We start from the raw sequence: 23736 nt of genomic DNA, 5'->3' as shown, positions 1-23736 counted from the left end.
ATAATTATAAAGCTAAGCGAAAGACGAACGATGTTTATCTAATAACAGTGAATAGTTGCACTTAATCTTAACATTCGCCCTACTATTTAGCTTTGTTTAATGTATATTATGTAAACTAAAATAAAAAATTAAAAAAGACAGTAATTAACCGTCTTTTTAACTATCTCTTTTCATACAAATAACATTAAGATTGTTCTTCCAGCAGCCTTGAAATGTTTCCGTATCCTAGTTCATTAGCATAATCTTTTGCTGTTTTACCGTATTTATCTGCTAGATTTGGATCAGCGCCATGTTTTAGCAGCTCAGCGACAATATCTTGATAAACTTGTGATCCATCTCTTAACGCAACGGCTTCGATTAATGCTGTGTATCCGTAATTATTTTGATGATTGATATTTACCTGTTCGTCAGTTAATAAAAGCTTTACGTTATCAAGATGGCCTTTTTCAGCGGCCGGAATCAATGCATTTCCGCCAAATCGGTTCGTAATTGATTGATCTGGCTTACTATGAGACATTATATACGCTAAAATTTCTGTTCTGCCTTCTGCTCCAGCATATAGATATGGGCTATCTTTAATTGCGTCCTGTTTGTTTACATTTGCACCAGCATCAATCAGTTTTCTGGTTAGTTCAACTTGATTATTATGAACAGCGATTAGTAATGGTGTTTCGCCTTTCTCATTTGTTTCATCAATCGAATGGGTGCTTGTTTTTAATATTTCTGATACTTTTGCTGAATCATTCGATGAAACGGCTTCAATCAAACTTCCTGGAGTATAATTCACCGTCTTATCCTCCTTTAATTGTTCTGTACTAGAAGTTGCTTCTTTTGAACTCTTTTTTTCTGAAGGTTTTGACGAGATCTTTTTTATAGAAGATGTCGATGTGTCGGTTGTTTTGCTATCCGTTGAATTTACCTGACAACCTCCTAAAACAAACAAAAACACCAATCCAATCATCATTCTTTTCATAAACATCCTCCTATTACTTACAATTCTCCGGTTAAAAACTGTGCTCTGCCAAAACCAAAGCTCCAGTCTTCATCTGAATTGACCGTCAGATTGATCATCACGTCTTCTGTTCTGATTCCAAGTTGCTCATTTAGTTCTTTCACTAATTGAGAATAGAATGTTTGTTTTTCTTCGGTGGTTCGAGGTCGCGTCACCAGGCTGAACACGATCACCTGACCGGTTCTTTTAAAGTCTAGTCCAGTATCAAGGATTTGCATTTCATAGTCTTCATGCTGATTGACTATTTGATAACGATCTCCCTCGGGTGCATGAAAGGCGTTTAGCATAACTTGATAAGAGATATCCAATATTTGTTTGATTTCTTTTTCGGTTCGACCTTTTATCATATCGATTTTCATTAATGGCATAATTCAACCTCCGTTTTGTTTTGCTCATTATAGCATCCATAAAATATTTCAGCAGTTTTTAGGATTTCCCTTTTAATGAGAATCATTTTAGATCACTACCCACGTTTATTAAGAATTATTTATATTCTGCTAACAAACTTATCAAAACACTGGTGCATCAGCAATTTTAACTTGGATTGGTTTGACCTTCGCATAAAAAACCGATAAACTATTCAAGAATATGGAAAAAAATTATAAGGAGCATGAAAATGTCTCGTTTAAAAAAATATAGTAATTTTATTAAAACAAGAATTGGCTTCTTCGGTTTGCTGATTGTTCTGCTTTGGCTGAAGAATATGTTCGCCTATGTGGTTGATTTTCATTTGGGTATCCAAAGTCCTATGCAATTATTTATTTTGTTGATTAATCCGCTGAGCGTCTCGATGCTGCTGCTTAGTGTTGGATTGTTTATTAAACGTTCAAAAGTCGCGTATACGACGTTATTTGTTATTTATGGTTTGCTGACGATTTGGCTATTTTCTAATGCCGTTTATTATCGTGAGTTTACAGATTTTATTACGATCAACACTATGCTTGGTGCTGGTCAGGTTTCAACAGGTTTAGGCGAAAGTGCTGTACGATTGTTTCGCTGGTATGATATTTTTTATGTCTTAGACTTATTCGTACTTCCTGTTTTATTAATCAGAAAGAAAATTCCTGTTGATCAGAAGTATCCGCGTTTTCGACAAGCTGCGGCCTTGGCTGCCCTATCTCTGTTAATCGGCAGCGGAAATATTTTCCTGGCTGAGATTGATCGTTCTGGTTTACTGAGCAGACAATTTTCCCGCGAATATTTAGTGAAATATCTGGGCGTCAATGCGTTTACGCTTTATGATAGCTATCAGACGTATCAGAATAACCAAATTCGCGCTGAAGCTAGTCCAACCGACCTCAAGGAAGTTGAAAGTTATGTTAAGGATCATTACGCGAAACCAAATGATTCAATGTATGGTGCCGCTAAAGGTAAAAACGTTGTCTACATTCATTTAGAAAGTTTCCAGCAATTTTTGATTGATTACCAATTACCTGATGAAAATGGTGTGAAGCATACTGTAACACCGTTTCTAAATAGTTTGTATCATGGTGAAAGTACCTATAGCTTCGATAATTTCTTTCACCAAGTCAAAGCTGGAAAAACATCAGATGCTGAGACGTTGATGGAAAACTCGTTGTTCGGGTTAAACCAAGGGGCGCTATTTACTCAAATGGGTGATAAAAATACCTTTGAAGCGGCACCGAACATCCTAAAACAAAAAGCTGGCTACACGTCTGCCGTTTTCCATGGACATTCGGCCTCATTTTGGAATCGTGATAAAACGTATAAACACCTAGGTTTTGAATATTTCTTTGATTCATCTTATTACGATATCAATGATGATAATTCGTTCCAATACGGAATGCATGACAAGCCTTTCTTGAATCAATCTGTTCAATACTTGGAGCATTTACAACAACCTTTCTATGCGAAATTTATTACAGTGTCGAATCATTATCCTTATTCTCGCTTTAAAAATGAAGAAGATGGGTTCCCATTGGCTAACACAAAAGATGAAACAATCAATGGCTATTTTGCTACTGCGAACTATTTAGACACTGCGTTAAAAGAATTCTTTGATTATATGAAGGCTAGCGGGCTTTATGATAATTCAGTCTTCGTATTGTATGGTGATCATTATGGAATCTCCAATACACGAAACAAAGAACTGGCGCCTTTATTAGGAAAAGATTCCGATAGCTGGACAGATTATGACAATGCCCAATTGCAGCGAGTGCCCTTCATGATTCATGTTCCTGGTGCAACGAATGGTACTGTCAATCACACATACGGCGGACAAGTTGATGCCCTCCCTACTCTGCTCCATTTATTAGGGATCGATTCGAAGAAATATTTGCAGTTGGGACAGGATTTATTTTCGCCAGATCATAAACAAGTTGTCGCTTTTAGAGATGGTGATTTTGTCACACCGCAATACACCTTCTATGGCGGAAAAATGTATGATAATCAAACTGCGCAAGTAATTTCCGAACCAACACCGGAACAAGAAAAGTTCTTTGTTGAATTAAATCAAGGAGTAGATCAACAACTGATCACTTCTGATAAAATCAATAACGGCGATCTGTTGAGATATTATCAAGATAGCGGATTAGACGCGATTAGACCTGATTCTTTTGATTATCGTGATCAAAAGGCACGTTTAGAAGAGATAGAACGTCAGAAAGGCGCGCAGTCTTCTAGCCTTTATAGCGAAAACAATCAGAAATCAACGGTTGGCTTATATAAAACCAAAACTTATCAGCAATATGAATAAAAAAAATCCTCCAGTTTTGAATTGGAGGATTTTTTTGTTTTATGATTGTTTTCTTTGCATGGCTTCTTTTCTAAGCTTCCGCTGCGCTTTTTTAGATCCGCGATCAATATCTCGCCGTTCTTTTCGCGTATGGAAATCTTCAAATAAATGTTCTAACTCATAGTCGGCCGGGTAAAGTTCTGTCGCCCGAAACTCAAGGGTGATTCGACGTTTGGGCACTTCAATAAACTCGTCCTCTAGATAAACAGTTACATTATCGGTAAATGGAATTTCTTGATAGATGAGTGCAGTCTTTTGCTGTTCCAATAGAAAGACCTTGTCACCTTTATAATACGTCATCTCAACAGTCGCTGAGGCTGTTTTTTTCATTTTAGTTTTAAAGTTTTTCTTTTCAAGATTATAGTTGCGATCTGTGAAATAATTCTGCGCTTTTGCAATGATCTGATCGGAAACTGCCATTTTTTTCGCGATCCACAAGGCATTACTTTCACCAGTTTGCCCAATCAGCAAACGATATTTAGGTGTTAGATGCTCGGCGTCGAAATCCATAGCCGCCGTGATAAAATCTGGATGTTGCTCAGCAAATCGTTTAATTTCGCCATAGTGAGTTGTTGTAATCAAGATACTTCCCTTTTGATAAAACTCTTCCATGATAGCAATCGCTAAAGCTGCGCCTTCATTGGGTTCAGTTCCGCTTCCCAACTCATCCAATAAGATCAAACTATTTTTTCGCGTCTGACGGAGAATCCCAGAAATATTTTGCATATGACCCGAAAAAGTACTTAGCGCATTCTCAATACTCTGTGCGTCGCCGATATCAACAAAAATTTGTTCAAAAATTGCGATCTCTGTTCCTTCTTTAGCTGGGATCTGCAATCCAATCATGGTCATTAAAGTCATTAAGGCTACAGTCTTCAATACAACCGTCTTACCACCGGCATTAGGACCAGTGATCGTCAGACCGCGATACTCTTCACCAATCGTCAAATCAAGCGGCACTGCGTTGGTAATCAAAGGATGCGTCGCTCCGATTAAGCGAATGTACCCCGCGTCATTTATTTCCGGCGTAGTCCCTTTTAATTCGCGGCTAAATTTTCCACGAGCAAAAATATGATCAAATTCAGCAATGATTTCAATATTCTGTTGGATCAATGGCAAAGCCTCGGCTAACAACCCAGTTAGTGTTGCTAGTATTTGATAAACCTCGGATTCTTCCATCATCTTATGATAAGTCAACTGTTCATTCCAACGACTAACATTGCTTGGTTCAATATACGCTGTAGTCCCCTTACTGGAAAGTTCAACGATCGTTCCTTTGACTTGTTTTTTGTATGCTGCTTTAATAGGCACGGTAAAAATATCATTCCGTTTTGTGATAATCGCTTCTTGCATTTTCTCTTTATTTTGTCGAATAAACTTCTTCAACAATTCTTGAATTTTATCTTGCGTTTCTGCGATGTCTCGTCGAGTTCGGCGTAATTCGCGGCTAGCATCGTCAATGATCCTTCCATTACGAATAACTTGATAGATTTCTGTCTCAATCTCATTGAAATCGCTCAAGCCTTGTCCATAACGATTTAATAGAGGGGCGATACTTTGATTCTTCTCAAAGAATTGTTTGATTAAACGTAAACTACGAAGAAAGTCTGCGTACTCCATCAATTCTTGCGGTGTTAAAACAAACCCTTTTTCAAGCTGATTAGTCACGTGTTCAATACTTTGTAGGCCCATGAATGGCACATGAAGGTTACTATCAAGTAATTGTTTCGCTTCAGTCGTTTCATTCAAACGTTTTTCTACTACTGAAAGTTTTGAATGCGGTTCAGTATTTGCGATAAGTTTCTTACCAAAACTGCTAATTGCGTAGCTGCTTAGTTGTTGTTTGATTTCGTTAAATTGTGTTTTTGTAAATGTTTCGTTATTCATGGTCTCTTCCTTTCAAGTTGAAAAGATACCTATCGAGGCCGGGGAAGCTTAACAAAAAATCAGTCGTAGTCATTCTGACAGCCAACTCATTAATAAAGGTTAAATGATTCTTATACGTATACGATTCCACTAAATGTGCTAAAGCACATAGTGAAGCACACAAAAAAGCTGTGAAGATTCCTCTTCACAGCTTGAATAATCATTCATTAGCTTAGATAGGCATCTAATTTGGCATGCGAAATAACCCTGTATAAACAGTCTTTTTTCGCTATCAAGTTACTCCAAATTAAATAACTACACTCACCAAGACACCTCATAATTTTCGTTAAGTTTCCTTAGTAATAGTCTAACGTGACAATTTGTATTTGTCAAATTCAATTAAAAATTTACGCGATTGCGCTTGGTACAGGTTTAACACCATCATTGATGAAATACACTTGATACCAAGTTAAGAACGTATAAATCGTCCAGATCTTGCGACGTCCATCAGCATTTCCAGCAAAGTTGTCATCCAATAGCTTCACGATCTTATCTTGATCAAAGAATTCTTTGACAAAATCTTGTGTAAAGACATCACGAACGATTTGATAATATTTTTCTTCACGCAACCAGTCTTTGATAGGAACTGGGAACCCAAGTTTTTCACGATTGTACCATTCTTCTGGCAAATGACGTGCAGCAGCCTGACGGAACGCATATTTCGTGTTTTCAGAATTGATTAGATATTTGGTAGGAACGATCTCAGATACCTTCATCATTTCCTTGTCTAGCAATGGCACACGAACTTCTAATGAATTGGCCATTGCCAATTTATCAGCTTTCAATAAGATATCTTTCGGCATCCATTGGTGCATATCCAAATATTGCATTTTTTTGATTTCAGACATATCCTGAACTTTTTCATAATGAACGTCTACGATATCTTTGATCGTAGGACTTTGCTGAAATTCAGGCTGCAGGTAATCAACAGCTTCAGCTTCTTCAAAGACTTTTGCTTGTCCAATAAAGAATTCTTCTGCCGGTGCCAATGAAGTGTACAGATGCAACGCTCCTTTGAAAGTTTTGCCTTTCAGACCTTTTGCGATTGAGTACCGCATATTTTTCGGCAATTTTTTCAAACCTTCGGCCACAACCTTGACAGCTTTTGATTTCGTATTCATACCATAAGCTTGATAGCCGGCAAATAATTCGTCAGCACCTTCTCCGCTCAATGCTACTCGTACATCACGGCTAGCAAGTTCTGTTAAGAAATATAGCGGAACACATGAAGGGTTGGAATCTGGTTCATCTAAATGATATTGGATCAATGGGAAATAGTCGAAAGCTTCATCTCCGGTAACTACCCGAGATATATTGTTCAAATCTATTAAATCAGCTAATTTTTTCGCTTCGATTGATTCATTGTAAGTTTTATCGCCAAAACCAATTGAATAAGAATGTTCTGGACGTAAAACAGCTGTTACATAACTGGAATCCACGCCAGAAGATAAGAACGACCCTACTTCAACATCGGCGATTCGATGCGTTTCAATCGATTCAAGAACCGTTTTATCAATTAAATCAACTGTTTCCTCTAACGTCATATCCGTTTCTTGTTCCTTAACGTCCCAATATTGTTGAACGTCTAGTTTTCCGTCTTTATAAATGAAATAATGACCTTCTTTGATGCGATAAACATTTTTGAAGAAGGTTTCATCTAAAGCAGAATATTGGAAAGTCATATAAGGCTTCAACGCTTCTTTATTCAACTCTTTGACAAAGCCTGGATGTTGCAAGAAACTTTTGATTTCTGAACCATACATAAATGTACCGTTCATCATAGTGTAATAAAGTGGTTTGATCCCAAAATGGTCACGAGCTCCAAATAATTCTTGTTTCTTCGTATCCCAGATCACGAACGCAAACATTCCACGAATTTTTTGTAATAAATCTACTCCGTATTCTTCATACCCATGCAGTAATACTTCTGAATCTGAATGAGTCGTGAAAATATGACCTTTAGCGATCAAATCTTCGCGAATACCTTGGTAGTTATAAATTTCTCCATTAAATGTTAGAACTTTTGTACCATCTTCGTTCTTGATCGGTTGAGTTCCACCCTCTAAGTCAATGATACTTAACCGACGAAACCCAATAGCAATGCCTTCGTCAATAAATTCTCCCGCGCTGCTTGGGCCGCGATGAACAATCGTATCCATCATATTTTTAATAATTTGTTCTTTTTGCGTTGTATTTGAACGATCTACAAATCCTACTAATCCACACACAATCTCTACCCTCTTTCAAACATGGTAAATGGTAAACTGATACTCTTTCATATCAACTTTCAAAGTATATCATAGGATTTGTGGACTTTCACGAGTGAACACGATTTCCTATGAAAAAAGCCCGAAAATTTAATTTTTTCCAAAGGGATTGCTCTTAACAGGTAGAACAGTTTGCCAAGTCTCTTAAGGATTGACTAATAAATTCCGTCTCAAACGACAAATGCCTTTGCTGAAAGCTAAAGTACAAAAAAAGCTGCACCAATAAATTGGTGCAACACTTGTTGTTTCATCATTATTAATCAGTAATCGTTAAGGGCACTAAAAATGGGTAACTACCGAAAAATTCGATCAATGATCGATTTTTTCGATCGGTGTTAAGTTTTAGGCTGCTCGTTTGATCAATTGTATTTTGTTTGATTGTGACAGTTTGATTGCCGTCTAAAGCAATTAGATAACTATTTTCGCCAACCTTTTTGAAATCATAATTTTCATTATCCATAGTGGTAATGAAAATCTTATCAAGAACATCCACGGGAGTTTTATGGTGAAGATCCACTGCTAGATCTAACGGCTGACTATTGTCTAACAAGTTTTCATCAAAATCAAAGCCCAAATCTTTCATATGAGCCATGACATCATTCATTTCACGACTGAACATAGAATTCTGTCCACTAGTATAAATATGCTTGTTATAGCAATCCTTCAATAAAGTCAAAACGGCATCATTCAATACTTTGACCTTCATTGTATCCGGATAAACTTCCATCAATTTTATTTTTTCACTACGGAATTTTCCGTCTGAAGTTGGCATCATAAAACTAAAATTGATGTCATTCGCACTGGTCAAGCGATAAGTAAGGTTAAAATGTTTGCTTTCCCAAGTCGAAAATTCATTCGTTGAAAGGTGCAGATCATGATTTTCTAATGGTTTGATTAACTCAAAGGTGAAGTATTCCAATAATGCACCCTTAGCAATCGCAGAGACACTCATCTCTTCTTTAACAAAGATTTTTATGAAATAATCTAACAAGGCTGGGAAATCAGACTCCATTAGAACCTTTCTAAATTTTAGATCAGCGATTTCTTTTTCTGCATCGTCAATCAAACTTAATAAATCTTGATAATTCTCACTGCGGTTATCATAATAGTTTAAAGACGAATCGCTAACTGGTTTTGTTTGCGGTGTTCCTTTAAAGGATTCATTTTGATCTTCTGTAGATTCTTCGGGGTGAAGAATTTCTTTTTCGCGAATATTCAATCCGGGTTCTTCAGAATCAACCAATGCATCATAAATTTGATTGATTTTATTTTTTTCCTCAGTCATTTATTCCGCCCCCTTGTTTAAAAAATCTTTGATAAAAATTTCAAGCGCGGCATCCATTTCTTCTAAACCGCCGAACCGTTTTTTGATTAAGCGCAGCTCTTTTAAAGCAATCGCTTGTTCTAACGAAAGGCTGGCAATTCGATTGGCCAATTCAATTTTTTGTGATTCGCCGGATAATTGATCGCCGACAAAAGGTGTCCATTGACTCCTTTGCTGCTTCAACTCTCTTAACTTATCATCAATCACTTCGATTTCTTCTTCAATTTTCTTGCGGTTCATAAAGCTCTTGGTTTCTTCTAGCTCAGCCTTAAGCTTTTCTTGATGTGCAATCTTGCCATTTAACTCACGCAATTCTGATTGAGCAGCAATTGTTTTCGCATCAAAATCATCTTGCTGGTTTTCAAGTTCCGATAATTGCTCTTTATATTCTCCCTTCATGACCTTTTCCCACTGATCACGAATCTCAGGTAATATTTTTATTGTAGGCTGTGTAGCATCGACTTGCAGAACCGCACGCTCGCGATAGTAGCTGCCGATTTGATAATTCATCAAAATTGGTGAAACAACGTCGCACATGATCATAAATGGGAACGTCCTTTGAATTTCTTGATCCAATTTACTTGTCAAGAAATTATCGATCTCATGGTTCGCGTTGCTGGATTGTTGGATTGATGCAGGCAATTCATTCCAGTAGATTTGGTAAACATCACCCATATGCTCCAATTTCATTGCCTCTTCCAACCGCTTAATCTGCCCCATCAACCCACCTAACACATCGGAAGCAGATTCCTTCACTGAATCGAACGAAGTTTCAGTTTGAAGTTCTTCCTGTTTTTCCGGAGTCTCCATCTAAGACCCTCCTTTATTTTTTTGATTAATTATATAATAAATATTACCATAATTATCTTTGATCCAAATCAAACAGAGATATTTCCTAAAATTTCTCGTAAGAATTGAAACCCACCCTTTTATTTTACCCTAGCAGAGCCGTAATGATAAGTATAAAATGTTGGAGATAGTAAAAAAAGATTGTGTCAATCTTAAAAAATGACACAATCTTTTTAATTATTTTGTTAAACCACTAAAGAAATCCTTCATCTGCTGCCATAAATTTGCGAAAAATCCTTGATTATCTTCTAATGTTCCTTTTAGCGAATCGCCGAATTTTCCGAGTTGATCAGAGACCTTATTGACCGTACCTTTGAAATCACTGCTGATTTTATCTAGTTGCTCAATAGATTCCTTATCCAAAACACCATCAGTTGTCTGATATTGTTGTGCTAAAGTGACTAATTTATTGATATCGTCTTTAGTGACATACTGGGACAAATTATTTTTTTCCAATGCGTCATTGACGATTTTTTCTACATCATCTTTTGTTGCCAACTCGCCCTGTTTCTCTTTGAGGTCAGCCAGCTCCTTTTTAATATCGACTAGCGTTTGGTTTAATTGTGCTTTATAGGCTTCATCGGCTTTGTCTTTTTCACTATCAGACAAATTTTGGTTTTGACTTTGTTCATTTGCTTTATTAACGACAGATTGCGAAATATCTGATGTTGTATCCAATTCGGTTTGTGCCAGCTGCGCCCGCTGTGGATCAACTGTTTCCCCATTCGATTCGAAGGCTTTATAGACACCTGTCAAAGCACTCTCCCCAGTTACTTTCACAACACTGGCAACTTTAACTGTCGCATCAGTGATACCTGCTGTGACTAGCGGATTTTTGTATTGATCTGCGGTGATCTGAGTAATATTTTGCGGTGTCAATATTTTAACATCGATCCCTTTTCCTTGGTCCTCACGATTAACGACTACCGAACTCAACATAACGCTGTCGTCCCCGCTGCCGTATCCTAAATATTTTACAAGATCTGCTCCTGTAGCAGTCTCCATTTTGACACTCTCTTGATTGATTCCTAATTTATTCATCGTTTCAGTTAATTGCTGCTGATTTAAGCCAGCACCGGCTACGAAAGTTGGTTTCCCCCAACGTTCATTGATCGCTCCGTCACCAGACTCTGCATGAGCTTTTGTTTGACTGACTAAGCCAGCACCCAACGAAAGTCCTAAGCCTGCTAATAAAAGATATTTATGAAGTTTCATCGTATTTCCTCCTGTAACTTGATATATACATAGTAGCTGATTTCTCCCTTTTTACTTACTCAAAACCCTTCTCTTTAAACAATTATTTACCAAGCTAAGAATCTCTTAACTATTTTTTCGGTCTTAAGTCCGAGGGAAAACCAAAAATTCTGTGTTTTTTGACAGAAAAAGGACTCTCAACCAAGCAGATTGAGAAGCCCTTTAAATTAGTTTTCTTTAGTTGTAAAATGAATCTTTCCTTGGTCGTCGCGTTCCAAGTAGGTTGTTTCTTTTAGATAACTAAAATGTAGTTCCTTAATACTTGAATCTTCCAGCATTTTTTCGTAGCCTTCAAAAATTGCTCGAATATATTGCTTGTAAGCCTGTTTTTTTCGTTGTCGCTTGTTCATAAGACACCGTCCTTCTTGGATATCTTACCAAGCATCAGCTTTTCAAACAAGTATTTTATTGATATGTCTCATGTAAATAAGTTAATAAATCTTTTGAAAGGTCTGTAGCAGAGGTTCCTTCAGGTTTATTTTCTAGAAACTCAACGACAGAATAATTTTGTTTCTCCGCATCAAAGGCATATAAGAAACTATTTTCTTGACCCTTTTCATCTTGTTTTTGCTTGATCTCGGCTGTTCCGGTTTTAGCTGCTAATGGAATATTCAGTGCCGCCAAACTATGAGCCGTGCCATTCTCATCACTGACTACCGCTTGCATATCTGTGGTGATTGTTTCAGCCGAGTCGGCTTTAATAACATCCTTTTTATCGGTTGTTTTTTTGTCAGCGATCAGTTTAGGATAGACCATCGTTCCTTTGTTAGGAAATACAGAATAGGCTGTAATTTGTTGGATTGGATTCAACAATAATTGTCCTTGACCATAACCTGTATCGGCAAGTAAAATTTCAGAATCAAAACTATCTTTACTAGAAATTTGCGCCTTATCCATAGCGATAGGCAAATCTAAGTCCTTGCCAAAAATGAATTTGTTCAAACCGGCACGGAAAGTTTTTTCTCCCATCTTCAATGTTTCTTGCGCCATATAAATATTATCCGAATAAACCAACGCGGTTTTTAAGTTGACTGGACTAACATCGGAAACACGGGTAACTTGATATGAACCCCAAGAACTATCTTTTTGCCATTTTAGCCCATTGATTGCCAATTCTTCATTTGGATTCAACGTTCCTGCATCTAAGCCAATTGCAGCCGTGATCGTCTTAAAGGTCGATCCTGGTGCATAGCCCGTTGCAAAACGACTCATAAAGGGTTGGTTCTTATCATTACTGTAGGCATCATAGTCAGCCTGACTAATTCCATTCGTCATTTTATTTGGATCAAAGCTTGGAGAGCTGGCAGCAACTAATAGCTCACCTGTTTTAGGAGCGGTCACAACGCTAGAGCCAGCCTGTCCATTCAAACCATTGTAGGCGATTTGCTGTGCACGGCTGTCAATGGTCAATTTGACATTTTCTCCGTCCTTTTTGTCGATCTTTTGTAAGACCTTCTTTTCGTTACCTTTATCATCAGTGATAGCTAATGACCCGCCATCCTTACCGCGCAATTGTTTATCCAACGCCATTTCCAAGCCGCTTCGACCGATCAGACTATCACTTGCAAGATCATCGTTTTTCTTCATGTCTTCAGCAGTTACTTTACCGACATAACCAATTAATTGTGCTGCGGCCTCTTTTAATGGGTAGGTTCGTCCGGTTGCTTCTTTTACTTCCAGTCCATCCGGTGTTTCTTTTGGTGCATCTGCCGTGGTTTTCAATGGGACAAAGAAATCATCCTGTACCCAGCCTTGGGACAATGCGGATTCCACATCTTTAGCTGTAAGATCAAGGCTTTTTGCAATTGCATCGATTTTTGTCGTACGTTCTTCTCCCGTACCAAGATTCTTCGGTACGATTCCCGATTGATAGACAGTTCCGTTGGTAGCGATCCCTTGACCAGAGCGATCCAAAATTTCACCACGCACAGCCGAATCTACTGAGTAATTGATTTTATCCTTACCGGACATTCCAGGGAAAATCAGATTCGGTTTCCATTTGATTTCTTTGCCGTCACTAGTCAATGTCCCCGTATATTTTTGATTTTTTAACTGACCAAATCCGGTATTTACAGATAGGTCATATGAAAATTGATATTCGTTGTCTTTTTTATCAACGGTTAGATTTTTCATTTTAATATTTGTGGCGCTAATACCAGAAAAAATAGATTGGTATTTCTCTGCTACTTGCTTCTTTGTAAAACCATTCTCTTTTACTGAGTCGGCATTCAAATTTTTCGTTATCTCTTGATACTTGCCCTTTTGTAAACTTTTAACAAAGGCCTCGACTGTCTCTTCGCTTTGTTTTTTGATTTGACTCGCCTGATAAGCACGTACACCGAAAAAGCCGGCAACTAGCAAAATAATAACAGCGACAATAATGATCGGTAATTTATTTGTTTGTTTCGTGTTGCGTGTACTTCTCTCCATGACAGGGTCCCCTCCCTAGCTTCTTTGGTCCTCTTTCTTTATACTATAAAAAAGGACGTGTTAATTATGAATCATTGCTATCTATTCATCGGACCAAGCGGTTCAGGAAAAACCAGCCTGGCCGAAAAAGCCTTTACCGCTGAACAAAAAATTATTTCTTACACAACGCGTGCCCCTCGTGATGGTGAAGAACACGGACGTGATTACTACTTCATATCGAAAAAAGAGTTCAAGCAAATGGTGAACAACGATAAATTTGCCGAATACGATGTTTATGATGAAGAGTTTTATGGTATTGCCAAAGCAACCTTGGAGGAAGCCCTAGCCGCTGGTGATTGCTATGATCCAATCACTACAACTGGCTTCATCAATTTGCATCGGATTTTCGGCAATCAAATGGTGCCCATCTGGATCAATATTTCTAAAGAAACCATGATTGATCGCCTCGAAAAAAGAGCTGCCCCTGAAGAACTAGAACGGCGTCTAGCAATTTTTCAAGAAGACCAAGAAAGTCTGGCACGTTTAAAGAACTTTTCTAATCTAATTGAAATTGATGGTGAGACTTCTTTAGAAGAAATGTATCTTCAATTACGACAAGCGCTAAACTAGTTGAAACGCCTTGCGCTCGCCATGCTCAAATGGAAAATGGATCATGCCGCAATAAGTGAAGCCGCATTTCTCGATCAGACTCAGCATTGGCTGATTAGCAGGATAGGTGTCAATTCGGATATCTTCATAGCCTAAAGCTTTCGCTTGTTGAATTGCCATACTTAATAAATTTTTGCCCAAGCCAATACCGCGATGTTTCTGACTGACTGCTATATGGTGTAAAGATACATAAGGTCCCTTTCCTTGCCACTGTCCTTCGATGGCTTCGTAGACAGGGTCTTCACCGCTGATTAGTGCCACAGTTCCGACAATCTCGTCTTCCAAAGTCAGCACGTAGCTGGCTTTTTTTTGTATATCCTCTCGGATCACTGCTTCGTGAGGCTCGTGGCCGTCCTGCCATTGTGGCGAACCCTGTTCTTTTAAGTATTGCTTAGCTTCTGCGATTATGAGACCGATGGCGGGTATGTCTGCTAAAGTACTTGGACGAAAATCAAACGCCGTTTCCTTTGGTTGACTCGTCTTTGCTTCATCGCCAAATGACAGAATCGCTTCCGTATCCTTCTTTCCAAGAAAGCTCCCTAGCAGTTCGCCCATTTGTTTCGCTTGTCTAACAATAAAATCTTCATCTTCATATCCCATTTCTTTTCCACCCTTTCTGCCAATGGTCGCCTTGCTCTAAGAAGGCTCCGATCAATTCCAAATGGTTTGCCAACGACCACTTCTTAATCGTTCCCAAGCCAGGAAATTTTCTTATTTCCTGATATCGTAATAATTCTTCCAAACCTAGAGTCAGCAACAGCTGATCCTGATTACGGTAATACCAGTCAGACAATTTTTCTAGTGCTTCAAAAAATTTTTCTCCTTGATCTTTTGCGTTCTCATTACTATCAGATACAAAATGTTTGATTCTCAAATTAAGATACGCATCAAAATAGCTAATGTGAATCGCGATTGCGCGACTAGGTCCGCCCTTATCAAAATAACGACTACCTTCAATCGTGTAGTCGCTGAATCCGTTTGAATCCGGTCCTAAATAGAGATGTTCATCGCTATAAAAATCATCTACCTTTTCACTGTAATTGGCAACATTTTTTTTCGTTTGGAAGGCATCTCTGAGTAAAATTTTATTTGGTACATCTAAAACTCTAAATCTTCCTTGATCTGGAATAACCGAAAAACTCTCGCTTTGGATAGGCAAATCAGCTTTTTTTCGTGGAGAATGAGCATCAAACAAGTAAAGATTCGCTGCAAAAGTATTTTCCTTGGTCACGATCTCCGCCTTTTTTTACACTTGACTCTTCATTCAACTCCCACTCAAATCTTTTCTCCGCGAAAAGCTTCGCTGTACCTACCTGAGGATTGGTTATCAAATAACAGATCAAATTATATTTATCAAATAGCTCAATCGTCTTTTTGAGAGTTGCTGAATCACGAACCGGTTCAATAATAGGTCGAATCCTTTTCGACCAGCGGTTCTCTTTGATCAAAGTATTCACTGCCAATAGATCAAACTGTTTGCCTCGTAAATATGGATAATACATCAAATCACTCCAATGGTTCAGTCGGCCGACGCCGAACTTGCCTTTGCTGCCGTAAAAATTCATAGTCTTGTTCCAAAGCACGCAGCTCTTCTTCTAAACTTTCAATGCGCGCCGTTTGGACATCCTCAACAAAACGTTGATAATAATTGCTTTCTTGTAAGCTGTCTTTTTCGTCTAATCGTCGCCGCAGTTCTTTATACAGCTGCTCTGTTGAGAAAAAACTAGTTCCATATGACATGCGTTTTGCTTTTTGAACCTCTCGAAATAACGAGGCTGTAAAACGCTGTGTCAGTGCATTTTCTTCAACCTTCAAATCGCGTTTTAGCGGTTTTTTCGCAATGAAGAAAGTCCCATCCGCGGGAAGATCTTCAGCCTTAATGTATGGCCGGTATACTAAAACGCCGATCTCATTAGGAATATCCTCTTGAACTTTCTTATAAAGTTCCTCTGTTAATACAAAATAATTATAATGGCCGATAAAGGAAAGTTTTGCTTTAGAGTAGAAATCTGCTTTGGTTACCTTTAGTTCATAGCAGCGCCATTCAGTTGCATTCGGTTTAAAAAAACAAGCAAGTGTATCAACAATTCCTTGTTCATCCGGCATCGTTACTTCTTCTACAACAATACCGCCGAGTTCGATACAATAATAATACAATGCCTTTTCGATTTCTTGTGTCAATGTTGTTTTCATCATTTCACCACGGGAACGTATTTTCGTAAACTTTAGCATATCTGCAATAAAAAAAACAGAGGTTGCCCCCTGTTTTAAATAAAATATGAAAGATCACTTGCTGGACTTGGATAAGCAAAAATATATTTTTCAACTTCTTCGTGGGACATTTTCTTAGTTAGAATGATCAAAAGATAGTTGATGACTTCGTCTGCCAGTTGACTTAAACAAGTAATCGCAACAATCTTGTCGTCTTCATCATAAACGATTTTGATCTTTGCTCCTTGATCATTGATTCGGTGATAAGTGTACCAGCTAGATAGATCCGTCGTTTCTGAATGGTATTTTTCTGGGTGATCGGCAAGCTCTCTTTCGCTTAAGCCGATTCTAGCCAAACGTTGATCGCCAAATACTATTGTTGGAATCAATGGGTAATCAATTGCTTCGGTATCGCCATTCATGGCATTAACGACATAACCTGCCTCAAAACCAGCAACTGGTGTGAGTTTCGGTTGTTTTTTCGCGATCACATCTCCACAAGCAAAAATATTTTGTTGCGTTGTGCGTAAATGCTCATCGACCTTAATTCCTCTTTTATCATAGGAGACACCGGCTTTTTCTAAATTCAATCCTTCAACATTTGGGATACGCCCGGTAGCTCCGATAACCATATCAACAACCAATTCAAAATTCTCACCAGTTATACGATAATTTGGATGCATTAGTTCTACCGATTTTGTATTCACATTAAAGTGAAATTGAATGCCATCTGCCTTCATGTGTTCGACTAAATCATTAACTAGTTCCTGGTCAAACTCTTTTAACGGACGATCATTATGATGAATGATATGAACTTCAGAACCAGCGGCACTCGCGATCACTGCGAGTTCAAATGCGATGTAGCCTGCACCGATAAATGCCATTTTCTTAGGTAAATGATTCAAATCTAAAAAATCAGTACTGCTTTGCAATAAATCTTGACCATCGATCGACAATACCGCCGGACGTTGTCCCGTTGCAATCAAAAACTGGTTGGCCGATAACTCTTGATCATTGACTACAATCTGATTTGCATCAAGAAAGCTCGCTTGTCCTTGGTAACGATCGATCTCTGCGGCATCTAGACCTTCCTTTGTATTTTGCGGAACAAAATCAGTGTAGCTTTTCTTGAAAGTCATCAAATCTTCCCAAACAATTTTAGGCGTTTGATCAAATCCTTTGCCTAGCATCGTCTCAATTCTTTTTTGTGCTTCTACTCCGCTCATCAGCATTTTCTTTGGATCACACCCACGGTTCGGACAAGTCCCGCCCCACAAGTCGGGTTCGATAATCGCCACTTTTTTCCCTTGTTCCTTTAAACCATAAGCAGCAGAATTTCCAGCTGGTCCGCTGCCAATCACAATTGCATCATATTTTTCCATTATTAACCCTCCTGACTCAAAAAGCGGAAGACATCGCTTCGGTTGATCAAGCCTATTAATTTTCCATCTCGTTTAATAGTAAAAGCATCCTGCTCGGCTAATAAATCAAAAACCTCACTCAAGCTGGTCTCTAAATCTAAGCTTCTCAATTCAGTATTCGCAACCGCAGTCTTTTGATAGAAACCGCCATTATACAATGCTTCAAGTGTTTGAGTATAAACCTCATCTGTGGTTTCATCAAAGAATTCTTCGACAAATTGATTGGCCGGATGTTTTTGAATCTCCTCTGGGGTATCACATTGAATTAATTTCCCTTCATGCATTACAGCGATTCGGCTACCAATCTTCATCGCTTCTTTCATATTATGTGTAACGAAAATGACTGTATTCCCTAATTTCCGGTGCAATTCCAAGACCAGATCTTGTAAGCTCGCCCGCGAAATTGGATCAAGTGCACTAAAAGGCTCATCCATCAAAACAATATCTGGCTCTGATGCCAAAGCACGAATGATCCCGATCCGCTGCTGCTGACCGCCAGATAGTTCACTTGGCATCCGATCTCTGAACAGCTCTGGATCCATATCAACTTCCTGCAATAATTCATCTACTCGTTTATTCCGCTGCTCCTTGTCCCAACCGAGCATATCAGGAATCACTTCGATGTTTTCTTTAACGGTCATTGTTGGAAATAAAGCGATTTGTTGAAGAACATACCCAATCTGCCAACGTAATTTTTGAATATTATAATCTTTGATTCGTTTTTCTTTAAAGTACAGGTTACCATCAGTAGGTTCAACTAACCCATTAATCATTTTTAAGGAAGTTGTTTTCCCGCTGCCAGAAGGTCCAACTAAAACAAATATCTCACCTTTTTTTACTGTAAGGTTCAAGTCCTTTAAGACAACATTTCCTTCGAACTCTTTACTGACGTCTTTAAATTCAATAATCGATTCCATCTATTTCTCCTCCCCAATGATTTTTTCTTTCACTAAGAAGTCATGAGCAACTTTTGCTGGTTGTTCCTTCTTCACATTGACCAGATAGTTCATTTCGATCATCTGATCCTCAGTAATCTTACCAGCCAAACGATTCAACGCTTTGACTACTTTTGGATGCTCATCCGCAAATTCTTTTTTCATTAACGGTGCTCCTTGATAAGGTGGGAAGAGATGCAAATCATCTTCTAATGTCACTAAATCATATTGCTTAATCTCACTATCCGTCGAATAAGCGTCGATCACATCGACGTCACCATTATTGATTGCTTGATAACGCAGCGCGGGTTCCATACTTTGAACGGAGCTTAATTTGACACCGTATTTATCTTGGATGCCTCGGTAACCATCTTGACGGTCAATAAATTCCAGTGTGAAGCCTGCTTTTAATTGATCTTGCTGTGCTTGCAATTGAGAAATTTTTGTAATGCCGCGTTTTTCGGCTTCACTTTTCTTCATAGCTAAGGCATAGGTGTTTTCATAATCCATTGGTTTTAGCAAACGCATGTCGAATTGCGAATCTAGCAATTTGTTTGCTTCCTGATAAGTCTTCTCCGGTGATAAGTCATCCGGCGTACTCTTTGGAACTTTTACTAAACTTTCTAAAACTGTTCCAGTGAATTCTGGATAAATATCGATTTGATCGCTCTTTACCGCACTGAATAAGAAGCTTGTTTTACCAAAGTTTGGTTTTAATTCTACGTTGATTGAGGAATCCTCATCCTTGATAACCTCTTTGTACATATTGATCAAAATATCTGGCTCTGAACCTAATTTTCCAGCAATCGTTACGGTCTCGCTGCCGATCGAATTGTTCTGAGCAAAAAAAATACCGCCAATACTTAAGCAAATCACACCTAACGCCACCAATGTGACCTTTCCACTGCGATTTTGCAAGAATCGGATCAGGGTACTGAAGATAATCGCCAATAACGCTGAACTAATCGCCCCTATCAATGTCAAGTTTGGATCATTACGGTCAATCCCAAGAAGAATAAACGTACCTAATCCTCCGGCACCAATCAAAGCAGCCAATGTTGCAGTTCCAATAATTAGAACCAAAGCCGTTCGAACACCAGAAATAATAACCGGCATCGCCATTGGTAGTTCGACTCGCATTAATTTTCGCATTCGAGACATCCCGAAAGCATCAGCGGCCTCTTCGATTGATGGATCAATTTCTGCTAAACCGATGTACGTATTTTGGAAAATAGGTAATAAGGCATAAACCACTAATGCAATCAAAGCAGGAACGGTACCAATACCGACAAAGGGAATAAGTAATCCCAATAAGGCTAATGAAGGGATGGTTTGCAGGATACTCGTTATCTGCAAAACAACTTCTGCCAATTTTTTTCGCTGGCTCAGTAGGATCGCCAAGGGAATTGCAATCACTATAGCAATCAATAGTGCACTTAAAGAAATCGCTAAATGCTCGAAGATCGCTGTTAGCAATTCGTCTTTTCTTTCACTAAAAGTATTAATTAATTCATTCATAAAAGATCCTTTCAAAATTATGACTTATTCTCAGTATAACTTAATCAAAAAGGGAGACAAAAAGATTCGCTCGGTCAAAAAGTAGTATAATGACAATTGACTCCTATTCTGATAGTGATATTTTTCTAAAAAAAAGAATTTTAACTTTGCATTATAGAGGTTTTTATTACGTTCGTTATTCATTAGAATAACGAAAAATAAAAACTGTAATTCAATCTATAAAGCAAAAAAGAAAGCAGGAAAAAGATGAAAACAAATGATGAACTAAAAAAAATCCAGTTAACTAAACAAGAGAAAACTTACTCATATTTAAATTCTCACCATTATAATTGGTTTAAAGCGATTGACCTGAATTTGCTAGACAGTGATGGTTTCACCAATTATTTTTTACGTATCAAGAAAAATGAGCCCGAAGTCTTCGAGACTCTACAAGAAAACGTATTGGATGCTACTATTACTGGATTTCTTAATGAACTGTCGGAAGCAGACAGTTTCGTCTTATTGACGGCGACTTGGGCAAATGGATTTATCCCTGAAGAAGCGGCATCAGCGATGCAGGATTTTGATCGCTATTTGACAAATTATACGATTCAAAAAGATCCTTTATTGGGTATTAACCAAATGAATGCTGATTTCAATCAAGTGTTGATGCAGCATTTTCCTAAAGTCCGTCGACAAGATTTGCGGCTGATTTATCGGTTGCTATTGCTGAAAGAAGCTTCTGCAGGCGAAGTTTCAGAAGAATTGTCTTCATTAAATGAACCGACAAGAGAACGTACAGAAGCTATGCTAAGCCTTTTCCAATCAATCTAAATAAAAAAGAAACGACATTATTAGCGGTCGTTTCTTTTTTTGTTACTGCTCAATCGCTGTTACCATTACATGCCATTGTTTAATCTCGTAGTGATAAAATCCACCCTGAAATACTGGATCTGCATCAGAGATTGCTTTCGCTTCTGCTAGATTTTCCGCCTCGAATATCACCATGGCACCATCAATTTCTTCTGTGGTCATATCACCGAATACTCCCGCTGTTAGGTAACGTTCTTCTGATAACTGCTTTAGATACTGAGCAGATGCTATCGCTACCTGTTCGGTAACCTCACCCGCTCCATTCTTGTAATCAATCCGAACAAACAACGTACTTCCCTCTTTCATTTTACTGCTCCTTTCTTATAACAAATAATTATTGTCTTTATTAGCAACCTGCAACTGATGAAGTTCATAAGTTGCGTACCCCGCAACGATCAATGGCTCCTGCTGACAAATTGTTTCTGCTTCTTCATAACTGTTTGCCTTAAGAAGATACATCCCCGCCATTCCGGGATATCCTTTGAAAGCCCCACCAAGCGCTAAACAGCCTTGATCGTCTAGCTTTCGTAAATTATCGACATGTGCAACGACTCCTGCTCTATTCAATTTACGATATTCTTTGGTTTTCTTGATCATCATGACGTATAGCCACTCTTCCATAATCTCGCTCCTTTTAGTCATATTTTTGTGCGATTTTTAACGCACGCCTTTTTAATTCCTTTCGAGCCTCGGCCGGTTCAAGAATTTCAACATAGGGACCGAAGGAAAGTAAGCGATGGTAGGTCCACTCGTTCAACGGATACTGAACGGTAACTAAATAATTGCCATTGGGGCATCGTTCAACCTGCTGCTCTTGAAATTCATCAAATAAACGATAGGACATTTCTGGCAGAAACAGTAATTTGAAGGTTGAATAATTCACTTCATATGTAGAATCTGCTAATGAGAAATCTTTTGGCAAACTTCGTTCAAATGATTCCGACAAGACATTGATCCTCTTCATGCGAGATAAACGAAATACCCTGACCGCATGATTATGGTGACAATATCCGACGATATACCATGCATGGGATTTGAAAATCAAACGTAATGGGTCAACTTTTCTTTCAGACTGCTGAAGCTCGGAATTAAAGTACTCGAAGGTTAAAACATGTTTCTTAGTCAGTGCCCGCCGTAAATCAGAAATAGTAATTTTTTCCTCTTCACTACTTCCCCAATAACTAAAATCAATCTCAAGCCAGTCATCAGATAAAGACTGATTGAAAAGCGCATCAATTTTAGTTAAGGCTTGTTCAGCATCCGGATAGTTTGATGCTTGGAGAATCTGCAGTCCTTGATAAACTTGTACTTGTTCTTCAGTCGTCAGAAAGGACTTGTTTAAAGCATAACCATCCATCAATGAGATTCCGCCGCCAGTTCCTTTCTTTGAAGTGATAGGAATTCCTGATAACGTCAGTGTGGTGATATCACGATAAATCGTTCGTGTGGAAACATTAAAATAATCCGCTAATTCTTTAGCGGTAACTTGTTCGCGGCTAACGATGTAAAAGATCATTCTCACTAACCGTTCGATCTGCATAGAACTCCTTCCTTTCATGTAAACTATACCAACGCTAATGCGACAACAAGCTGTCATATTAGAAAAAGAAAAAACAGATGAAAACATTTTATTCATGCTTAGCATCTGTTTTAGGACATTCGGGTAATTTCTCGATCAATCAAAGCCAGCGAAATTTTTAACGCTTTTACTCGTTCCTTCGACAAAGTCAGCTGCGCTTTCATATTTCGACCAGCCGACTGTTTCTCCTCTAAAGAAATGATTGCCTGCTCAATTTTATGGAGCGTTGAAGCCAACGATTTCTTAGCGGCCAAATAATCTGTTAAAAAATAGTCTTCCAAATACCTCACTCCTTTTCTAAAGTATAGCAAAAAAAGTCTCCTCTTTATTTAAGAGGAGACAAATTATCTTATTATTAGCGAATCCCTAAAGCAATTCGTGCGTAACGGCTCATTTTATCGGTCGTCCATGCTGGATACCAAACAAGCTTCACTTCTACATTGGTTACTTCTGGAATCTCAGACAATGCTGATTGGATGTTGTCAGTTAAGATATCTGCTAACGGACAGCCCATGGTTGTCAATGTCATCTTGATCACAGTGTTCCCAGTCTGTTCGAAATCTACTTCATAAATCAAACCAAGGTTGACGATATCGATGCCTAACTCAGGGTCAATGACTGACTCTAAAGCGGTCAAAATAGTTTCTTTAATTTCAGCCACTTCTGCATCGGTCCACTTTTGTGTGTTCTCTTCCACTTGCTCCACTCCCTTTCGAGTTTCAAGAGTATTTTACTCTATCTGCCAGCTTTTGTAA

At 38.3% G+C, this 23736-nt stretch carries 22 protein-coding genes and 1 pseudogene; 3 read left to right on the top strand and 20 right to left on the bottom strand.

Going from position 1 to position 23736, the window contains the following annotated elements; genetic code table 11:
• Nucleotides 1–184: 184 nt before the first annotated feature.
• Nucleotides 185–973 carry an ankyrin repeat domain-containing protein gene (locus I585_RS00910; protein WP_010739149.1) on the bottom strand — a complete coding sequence of 263 codons (789 nt, stop codon included), beginning with the start codon at nucleotides 971–973 and terminating at the stop codon, nucleotides 185–187.
• A gap of 17 nt (nucleotides 974–990) precedes the next feature.
• Complete coding sequence (locus I585_RS00905; protein ID WP_010739148.1) at nucleotides 991–1380, bottom strand: tautomerase family protein; 390 nt, start codon at nucleotides 1378–1380, stop codon at nucleotides 991–993.
• Between the two features lie 248 nt (nucleotides 1381–1628).
• On the opposite strand from I585_RS00905, the gene I585_RS00900 reads away from it, so the two are divergent.
• Complete coding sequence (locus tag I585_RS00900) at nucleotides 1629–3728, top strand: LTA synthase family protein (RefSeq protein WP_010739147.1); 2100 nt, start codon at nucleotides 1629–1631, stop codon at nucleotides 3726–3728.
• Nucleotides 3729–3767: 39 nt separating this feature from the next.
• Here I585_RS00900 and I585_RS00895 read toward each other — a convergent pair whose 3' ends face one another.
• The 7 genes from I585_RS00895 to pbp4 all read right to left on the bottom strand — a co-directional run bounded on the left by I585_RS00895 (nucleotide 3768) and on the right by pbp4 (nucleotide 13817).
• Nucleotides 3768–5654, bottom strand: a complete 1887-nt coding sequence (locus I585_RS00895) for an endonuclease MutS2 (RefSeq protein WP_010739146.1) — start codon at nucleotides 5652–5654, stop codon at nucleotides 3768–3770.
• Nucleotides 5655–6040: 386 nt separating this feature from the next.
• Nucleotides 6041–7921 carry an asparagine synthase (glutamine-hydrolyzing) gene (gene asnB, locus I585_RS00890; protein WP_010739145.1) on the bottom strand — a complete coding sequence of 627 codons (1881 nt, stop codon included), beginning with the start codon at nucleotides 7919–7921 and terminating at the stop codon, nucleotides 6041–6043.
• A 295-nt stretch (nucleotides 7922–8216) separates the two neighbouring features.
• Nucleotides 8217–9245 (bottom strand): hypothetical protein, encoded by a 1029-nt coding sequence (locus I585_RS00885; RefSeq protein ID WP_010739144.1) that lies wholly within the window; start codon nucleotides 9243–9245, stop codon nucleotides 8217–8219.
• Nucleotides 9246–10094: a hypothetical protein gene (locus I585_RS00880; protein ID WP_010739143.1), complete on the bottom strand. Its 849-nt coding sequence runs from the start codon at nucleotides 10092–10094 to the stop codon at nucleotides 9246–9248. It abuts the gene before it with no gap.
• Nucleotides 10095–10310: 216 nt separating this feature from the next.
• Nucleotides 10311–11348 carry a DUF1002 domain-containing protein gene (locus I585_RS00875; RefSeq protein ID WP_010739142.1) on the bottom strand — a complete coding sequence of 346 codons (1038 nt, stop codon included), beginning with the start codon at nucleotides 11346–11348 and terminating at the stop codon, nucleotides 10311–10313.
• 206 nt (nucleotides 11349–11554) lie between these two features.
• Nucleotides 11555–11737, bottom strand: a complete 183-nt coding sequence (locus I585_RS00870; RefSeq protein ID WP_010739141.1) for a hypothetical protein — start codon at nucleotides 11735–11737, stop codon at nucleotides 11555–11557.
• 55 nt (nucleotides 11738–11792) lie between these two features.
• A complete protein-coding gene (gene pbp4 / locus I585_RS00865) occupies nucleotides 11793–13817 on the bottom strand; it encodes a penicillin-binding protein PBP4(5) (RefSeq protein WP_010739140.1) in 2025 nt (674 codons plus the stop codon).
• 66 nt (nucleotides 13818–13883) lie between these two features.
• Between pbp4 and I585_RS00860 the strand changes: the two genes are divergently transcribed.
• Nucleotides 13884–14426 carry a guanylate kinase gene (locus I585_RS00860; protein ID WP_010739139.1) on the top strand — a complete coding sequence of 181 codons (543 nt, stop codon included), beginning with the start codon at nucleotides 13884–13886 and terminating at the stop codon, nucleotides 14424–14426.
• Here the strand turns inward: I585_RS00860 and I585_RS00855 are convergent.
• From I585_RS00855 to I585_RS00830, 6 genes and pseudogenes are all read right to left on the bottom strand, one after another.
• A complete protein-coding gene (locus I585_RS00855) occupies nucleotides 14418–15065 on the bottom strand; it encodes a GNAT family N-acetyltransferase (RefSeq protein ID WP_010739138.1) in 648 nt (215 codons plus the stop codon). The genes I585_RS00860 and I585_RS00855 overlap by 9 nt on opposite strands.
• Nucleotides 15055–15967: pseudogene (locus I585_RS00850) on the bottom strand (sce7725 family protein). Before I585_RS00850 ends, I585_RS00855 begins: the two are co-directional and overlap by 11 nt.
• A gap of 4 nt (nucleotides 15968–15971) precedes the next feature.
• Complete coding sequence (locus I585_RS00845) at nucleotides 15972–16658, bottom strand: hypothetical protein (protein ID WP_034708574.1); 687 nt, start codon at nucleotides 16656–16658, stop codon at nucleotides 15972–15974.
• A gap of 74 nt (nucleotides 16659–16732) precedes the next feature.
• On the bottom strand, nucleotides 16733–18058 hold the full coding sequence (locus I585_RS00840) for a dihydrolipoyl dehydrogenase family protein (protein WP_010739134.1): 1326 nt from the start codon (nucleotides 18056–18058) through the stop codon (nucleotides 16733–16735).
• A 2-nt stretch (nucleotides 18059–18060) separates the two neighbouring features.
• Nucleotides 18061–19014 carry an ABC transporter ATP-binding protein gene (locus I585_RS00835; protein WP_010739133.1) on the bottom strand — a complete coding sequence of 318 codons (954 nt, stop codon included), beginning with the start codon at nucleotides 19012–19014 and terminating at the stop codon, nucleotides 18061–18063.
• Nucleotides 19015–20550, bottom strand: a complete 1536-nt coding sequence (locus I585_RS00830) for an ABC transporter permease/substrate-binding protein (RefSeq protein ID WP_010739132.1) — start codon at nucleotides 20548–20550, stop codon at nucleotides 19015–19017.
• A gap of 246 nt (nucleotides 20551–20796) precedes the next feature.
• Here I585_RS00830 and I585_RS00825 point away from each other — a divergent pair, with 246 nt between their 5' ends.
• On the top strand, nucleotides 20797–21363 hold the full coding sequence (locus tag I585_RS00825; RefSeq protein ID WP_010739131.1) for a hypothetical protein: 567 nt from the start codon (nucleotides 20797–20799) through the stop codon (nucleotides 21361–21363).
• Nucleotides 21364–21405: 42 nt separating this feature from the next.
• On the opposite strand, the gene I585_RS00820 is transcribed toward I585_RS00825, so the two are convergent.
• The 5 genes from I585_RS00820 to I585_RS00800 form a co-directional block, all read right to left on the bottom strand.
• On the bottom strand, nucleotides 21406–21708 hold the full coding sequence (locus I585_RS00820) for a YciI family protein (RefSeq protein ID WP_010739130.1): 303 nt from the start codon (nucleotides 21706–21708) through the stop codon (nucleotides 21406–21408).
• A 15-nt stretch (nucleotides 21709–21723) separates the two neighbouring features.
• Nucleotides 21724–22023: a YciI family protein gene (locus I585_RS00815; RefSeq protein WP_010739129.1), complete on the bottom strand. Its 300-nt coding sequence runs from the start codon at nucleotides 22021–22023 to the stop codon at nucleotides 21724–21726.
• Nucleotides 22024–22036: 13 nt separating this feature from the next.
• Entirely contained in the window at nucleotides 22037–22942 is a 906-nt protein-coding gene (locus tag I585_RS00810; RefSeq protein ID WP_010739128.1) for a helix-turn-helix transcriptional regulator, read from the bottom strand.
• A 110-nt stretch (nucleotides 22943–23052) separates the two neighbouring features.
• Nucleotides 23053–23271 carry a hypothetical protein gene (locus I585_RS00805; RefSeq protein ID WP_244265980.1) on the bottom strand — a complete coding sequence of 73 codons (219 nt, stop codon included), beginning with the start codon at nucleotides 23269–23271 and terminating at the stop codon, nucleotides 23053–23055.
• Nucleotides 23272–23336: 65 nt separating this feature from the next.
• The gene (locus I585_RS00800) at nucleotides 23337–23678 is read right to left on the bottom strand and encodes a metal-sulfur cluster assembly factor (RefSeq protein WP_010739126.1); all 342 of its coding nucleotides are present in this window, start codon (nucleotides 23676–23678) and stop codon (nucleotides 23337–23339) included.
• Between the last annotated feature and the right edge of the window lie 58 nt (nucleotides 23679–23736).

The organism is Enterococcus malodoratus ATCC 43197, assembly GCF_000407185.1.
GTDB classification, from domain to species: domain Bacteria; phylum Bacillota; class Bacilli; order Lactobacillales; family Enterococcaceae; genus Enterococcus_A; species Enterococcus_A malodoratus.
The sequence above is the reverse complement of the archived record's forward strand: the minus strand, read 5'-3'. Positions and strand labels throughout refer to the sequence as shown.

Bases quoted from the DNA above. Each gene is read 5' to 3' on its own strand.
- I585_RS00835 (WP_010739133.1), bottom strand. From the start codon at position 19,014: ATGGAATCGATTATTGAATTTAAAGACGTCAGTAAAGAGTTCGAAGGA.
- I585_RS00905 (WP_010739148.1), bottom strand. From the start codon at position 1,380: ATGCCATTAATGAAAATCGATATGATAAAAGGTCGAACCGAAAAAGAA.
- I585_RS00825 (WP_010739131.1), top strand. From the start codon at position 20,797: ATGAAAACAAATGATGAACTAAAAAAAATCCAGTTAACTAAACAAGAG.
- I585_RS00815 (WP_010739129.1), bottom strand. From the start codon at position 22,023: ATGGAAGAGTGGCTATACGTCATGATGATCAAGAAAACCAAAGAATAT.
- I585_RS00840 (WP_010739134.1), bottom strand. From the start codon at position 18,058: ATGGAAAAATATGATGCAATTGTGATTGGCAGCGGACCAGCTGGAAAT.
- I585_RS00895 (WP_010739146.1), bottom strand. From the start codon at position 5,654: ATGAATAACGAAACATTTACAAAAACACAATTTAACGAAATCAAACAA.
- I585_RS00870 (WP_010739141.1), bottom strand. From the start codon at position 11,737: ATGAACAAGCGACAACGAAAAAAACAGGCTTACAAGCAATATATTCGA.
- I585_RS00845 (WP_034708574.1), bottom strand. From the start codon at position 16,658: ATGAAAACAACATTGACACAAGAAATCGAAAAGGCATTGTATTATTAT.
- I585_RS00875 (WP_010739142.1), bottom strand. From the start codon at position 11,348: ATGAAACTTCATAAATATCTTTTATTAGCAGGCTTAGGACTTTCGTTG.
- I585_RS00820 (WP_010739130.1), bottom strand. From the start codon at position 21,708: ATGAAAGAGGGAAGTACGTTGTTTGTTCGGATTGATTACAAGAATGGA.
- I585_RS00880 (WP_010739143.1), bottom strand. From the start codon at position 10,094: ATGGAGACTCCGGAAAAACAGGAAGAACTTCAAACTGAAACTTCGTTC.
- pbp4 (WP_010739140.1), bottom strand. From the start codon at position 13,817: ATGGAGAGAAGTACACGCAACACGAAACAAACAAATAAATTACCGATC.
- I585_RS00885 (WP_010739144.1), bottom strand. From the start codon at position 9,245: ATGACTGAGGAAAAAAATAAAATCAATCAAATTTATGATGCATTGGTT.
- I585_RS00860 (WP_010739139.1), top strand. From the start codon at position 13,884: ATGAATCATTGCTATCTATTCATCGGACCAAGCGGTTCAGGAAAAACC.
- I585_RS00810 (WP_010739128.1), bottom strand. From the start codon at position 22,942: ATGCAGATCGAACGGTTAGTGAGAATGATCTTTTACATCGTTAGCCGC.
- I585_RS00830 (WP_010739132.1), bottom strand. From the start codon at position 20,550: ATGAATGAATTAATTAATACTTTTAGTGAAAGAAAAGACGAATTGCTA.
- I585_RS00910 (WP_010739149.1), bottom strand. From the start codon at position 973: ATGAAAAGAATGATGATTGGATTGGTGTTTTTGTTTGTTTTAGGAGGT.
- I585_RS00855 (WP_010739138.1), bottom strand. From the start codon at position 15,065: ATGGGATATGAAGATGAAGATTTTATTGTTAGACAAGCGAAACAAATG.
- I585_RS00900 (WP_010739147.1), top strand. From the start codon at position 1,629: ATGTCTCGTTTAAAAAAATATAGTAATTTTATTAAAACAAGAATTGGC.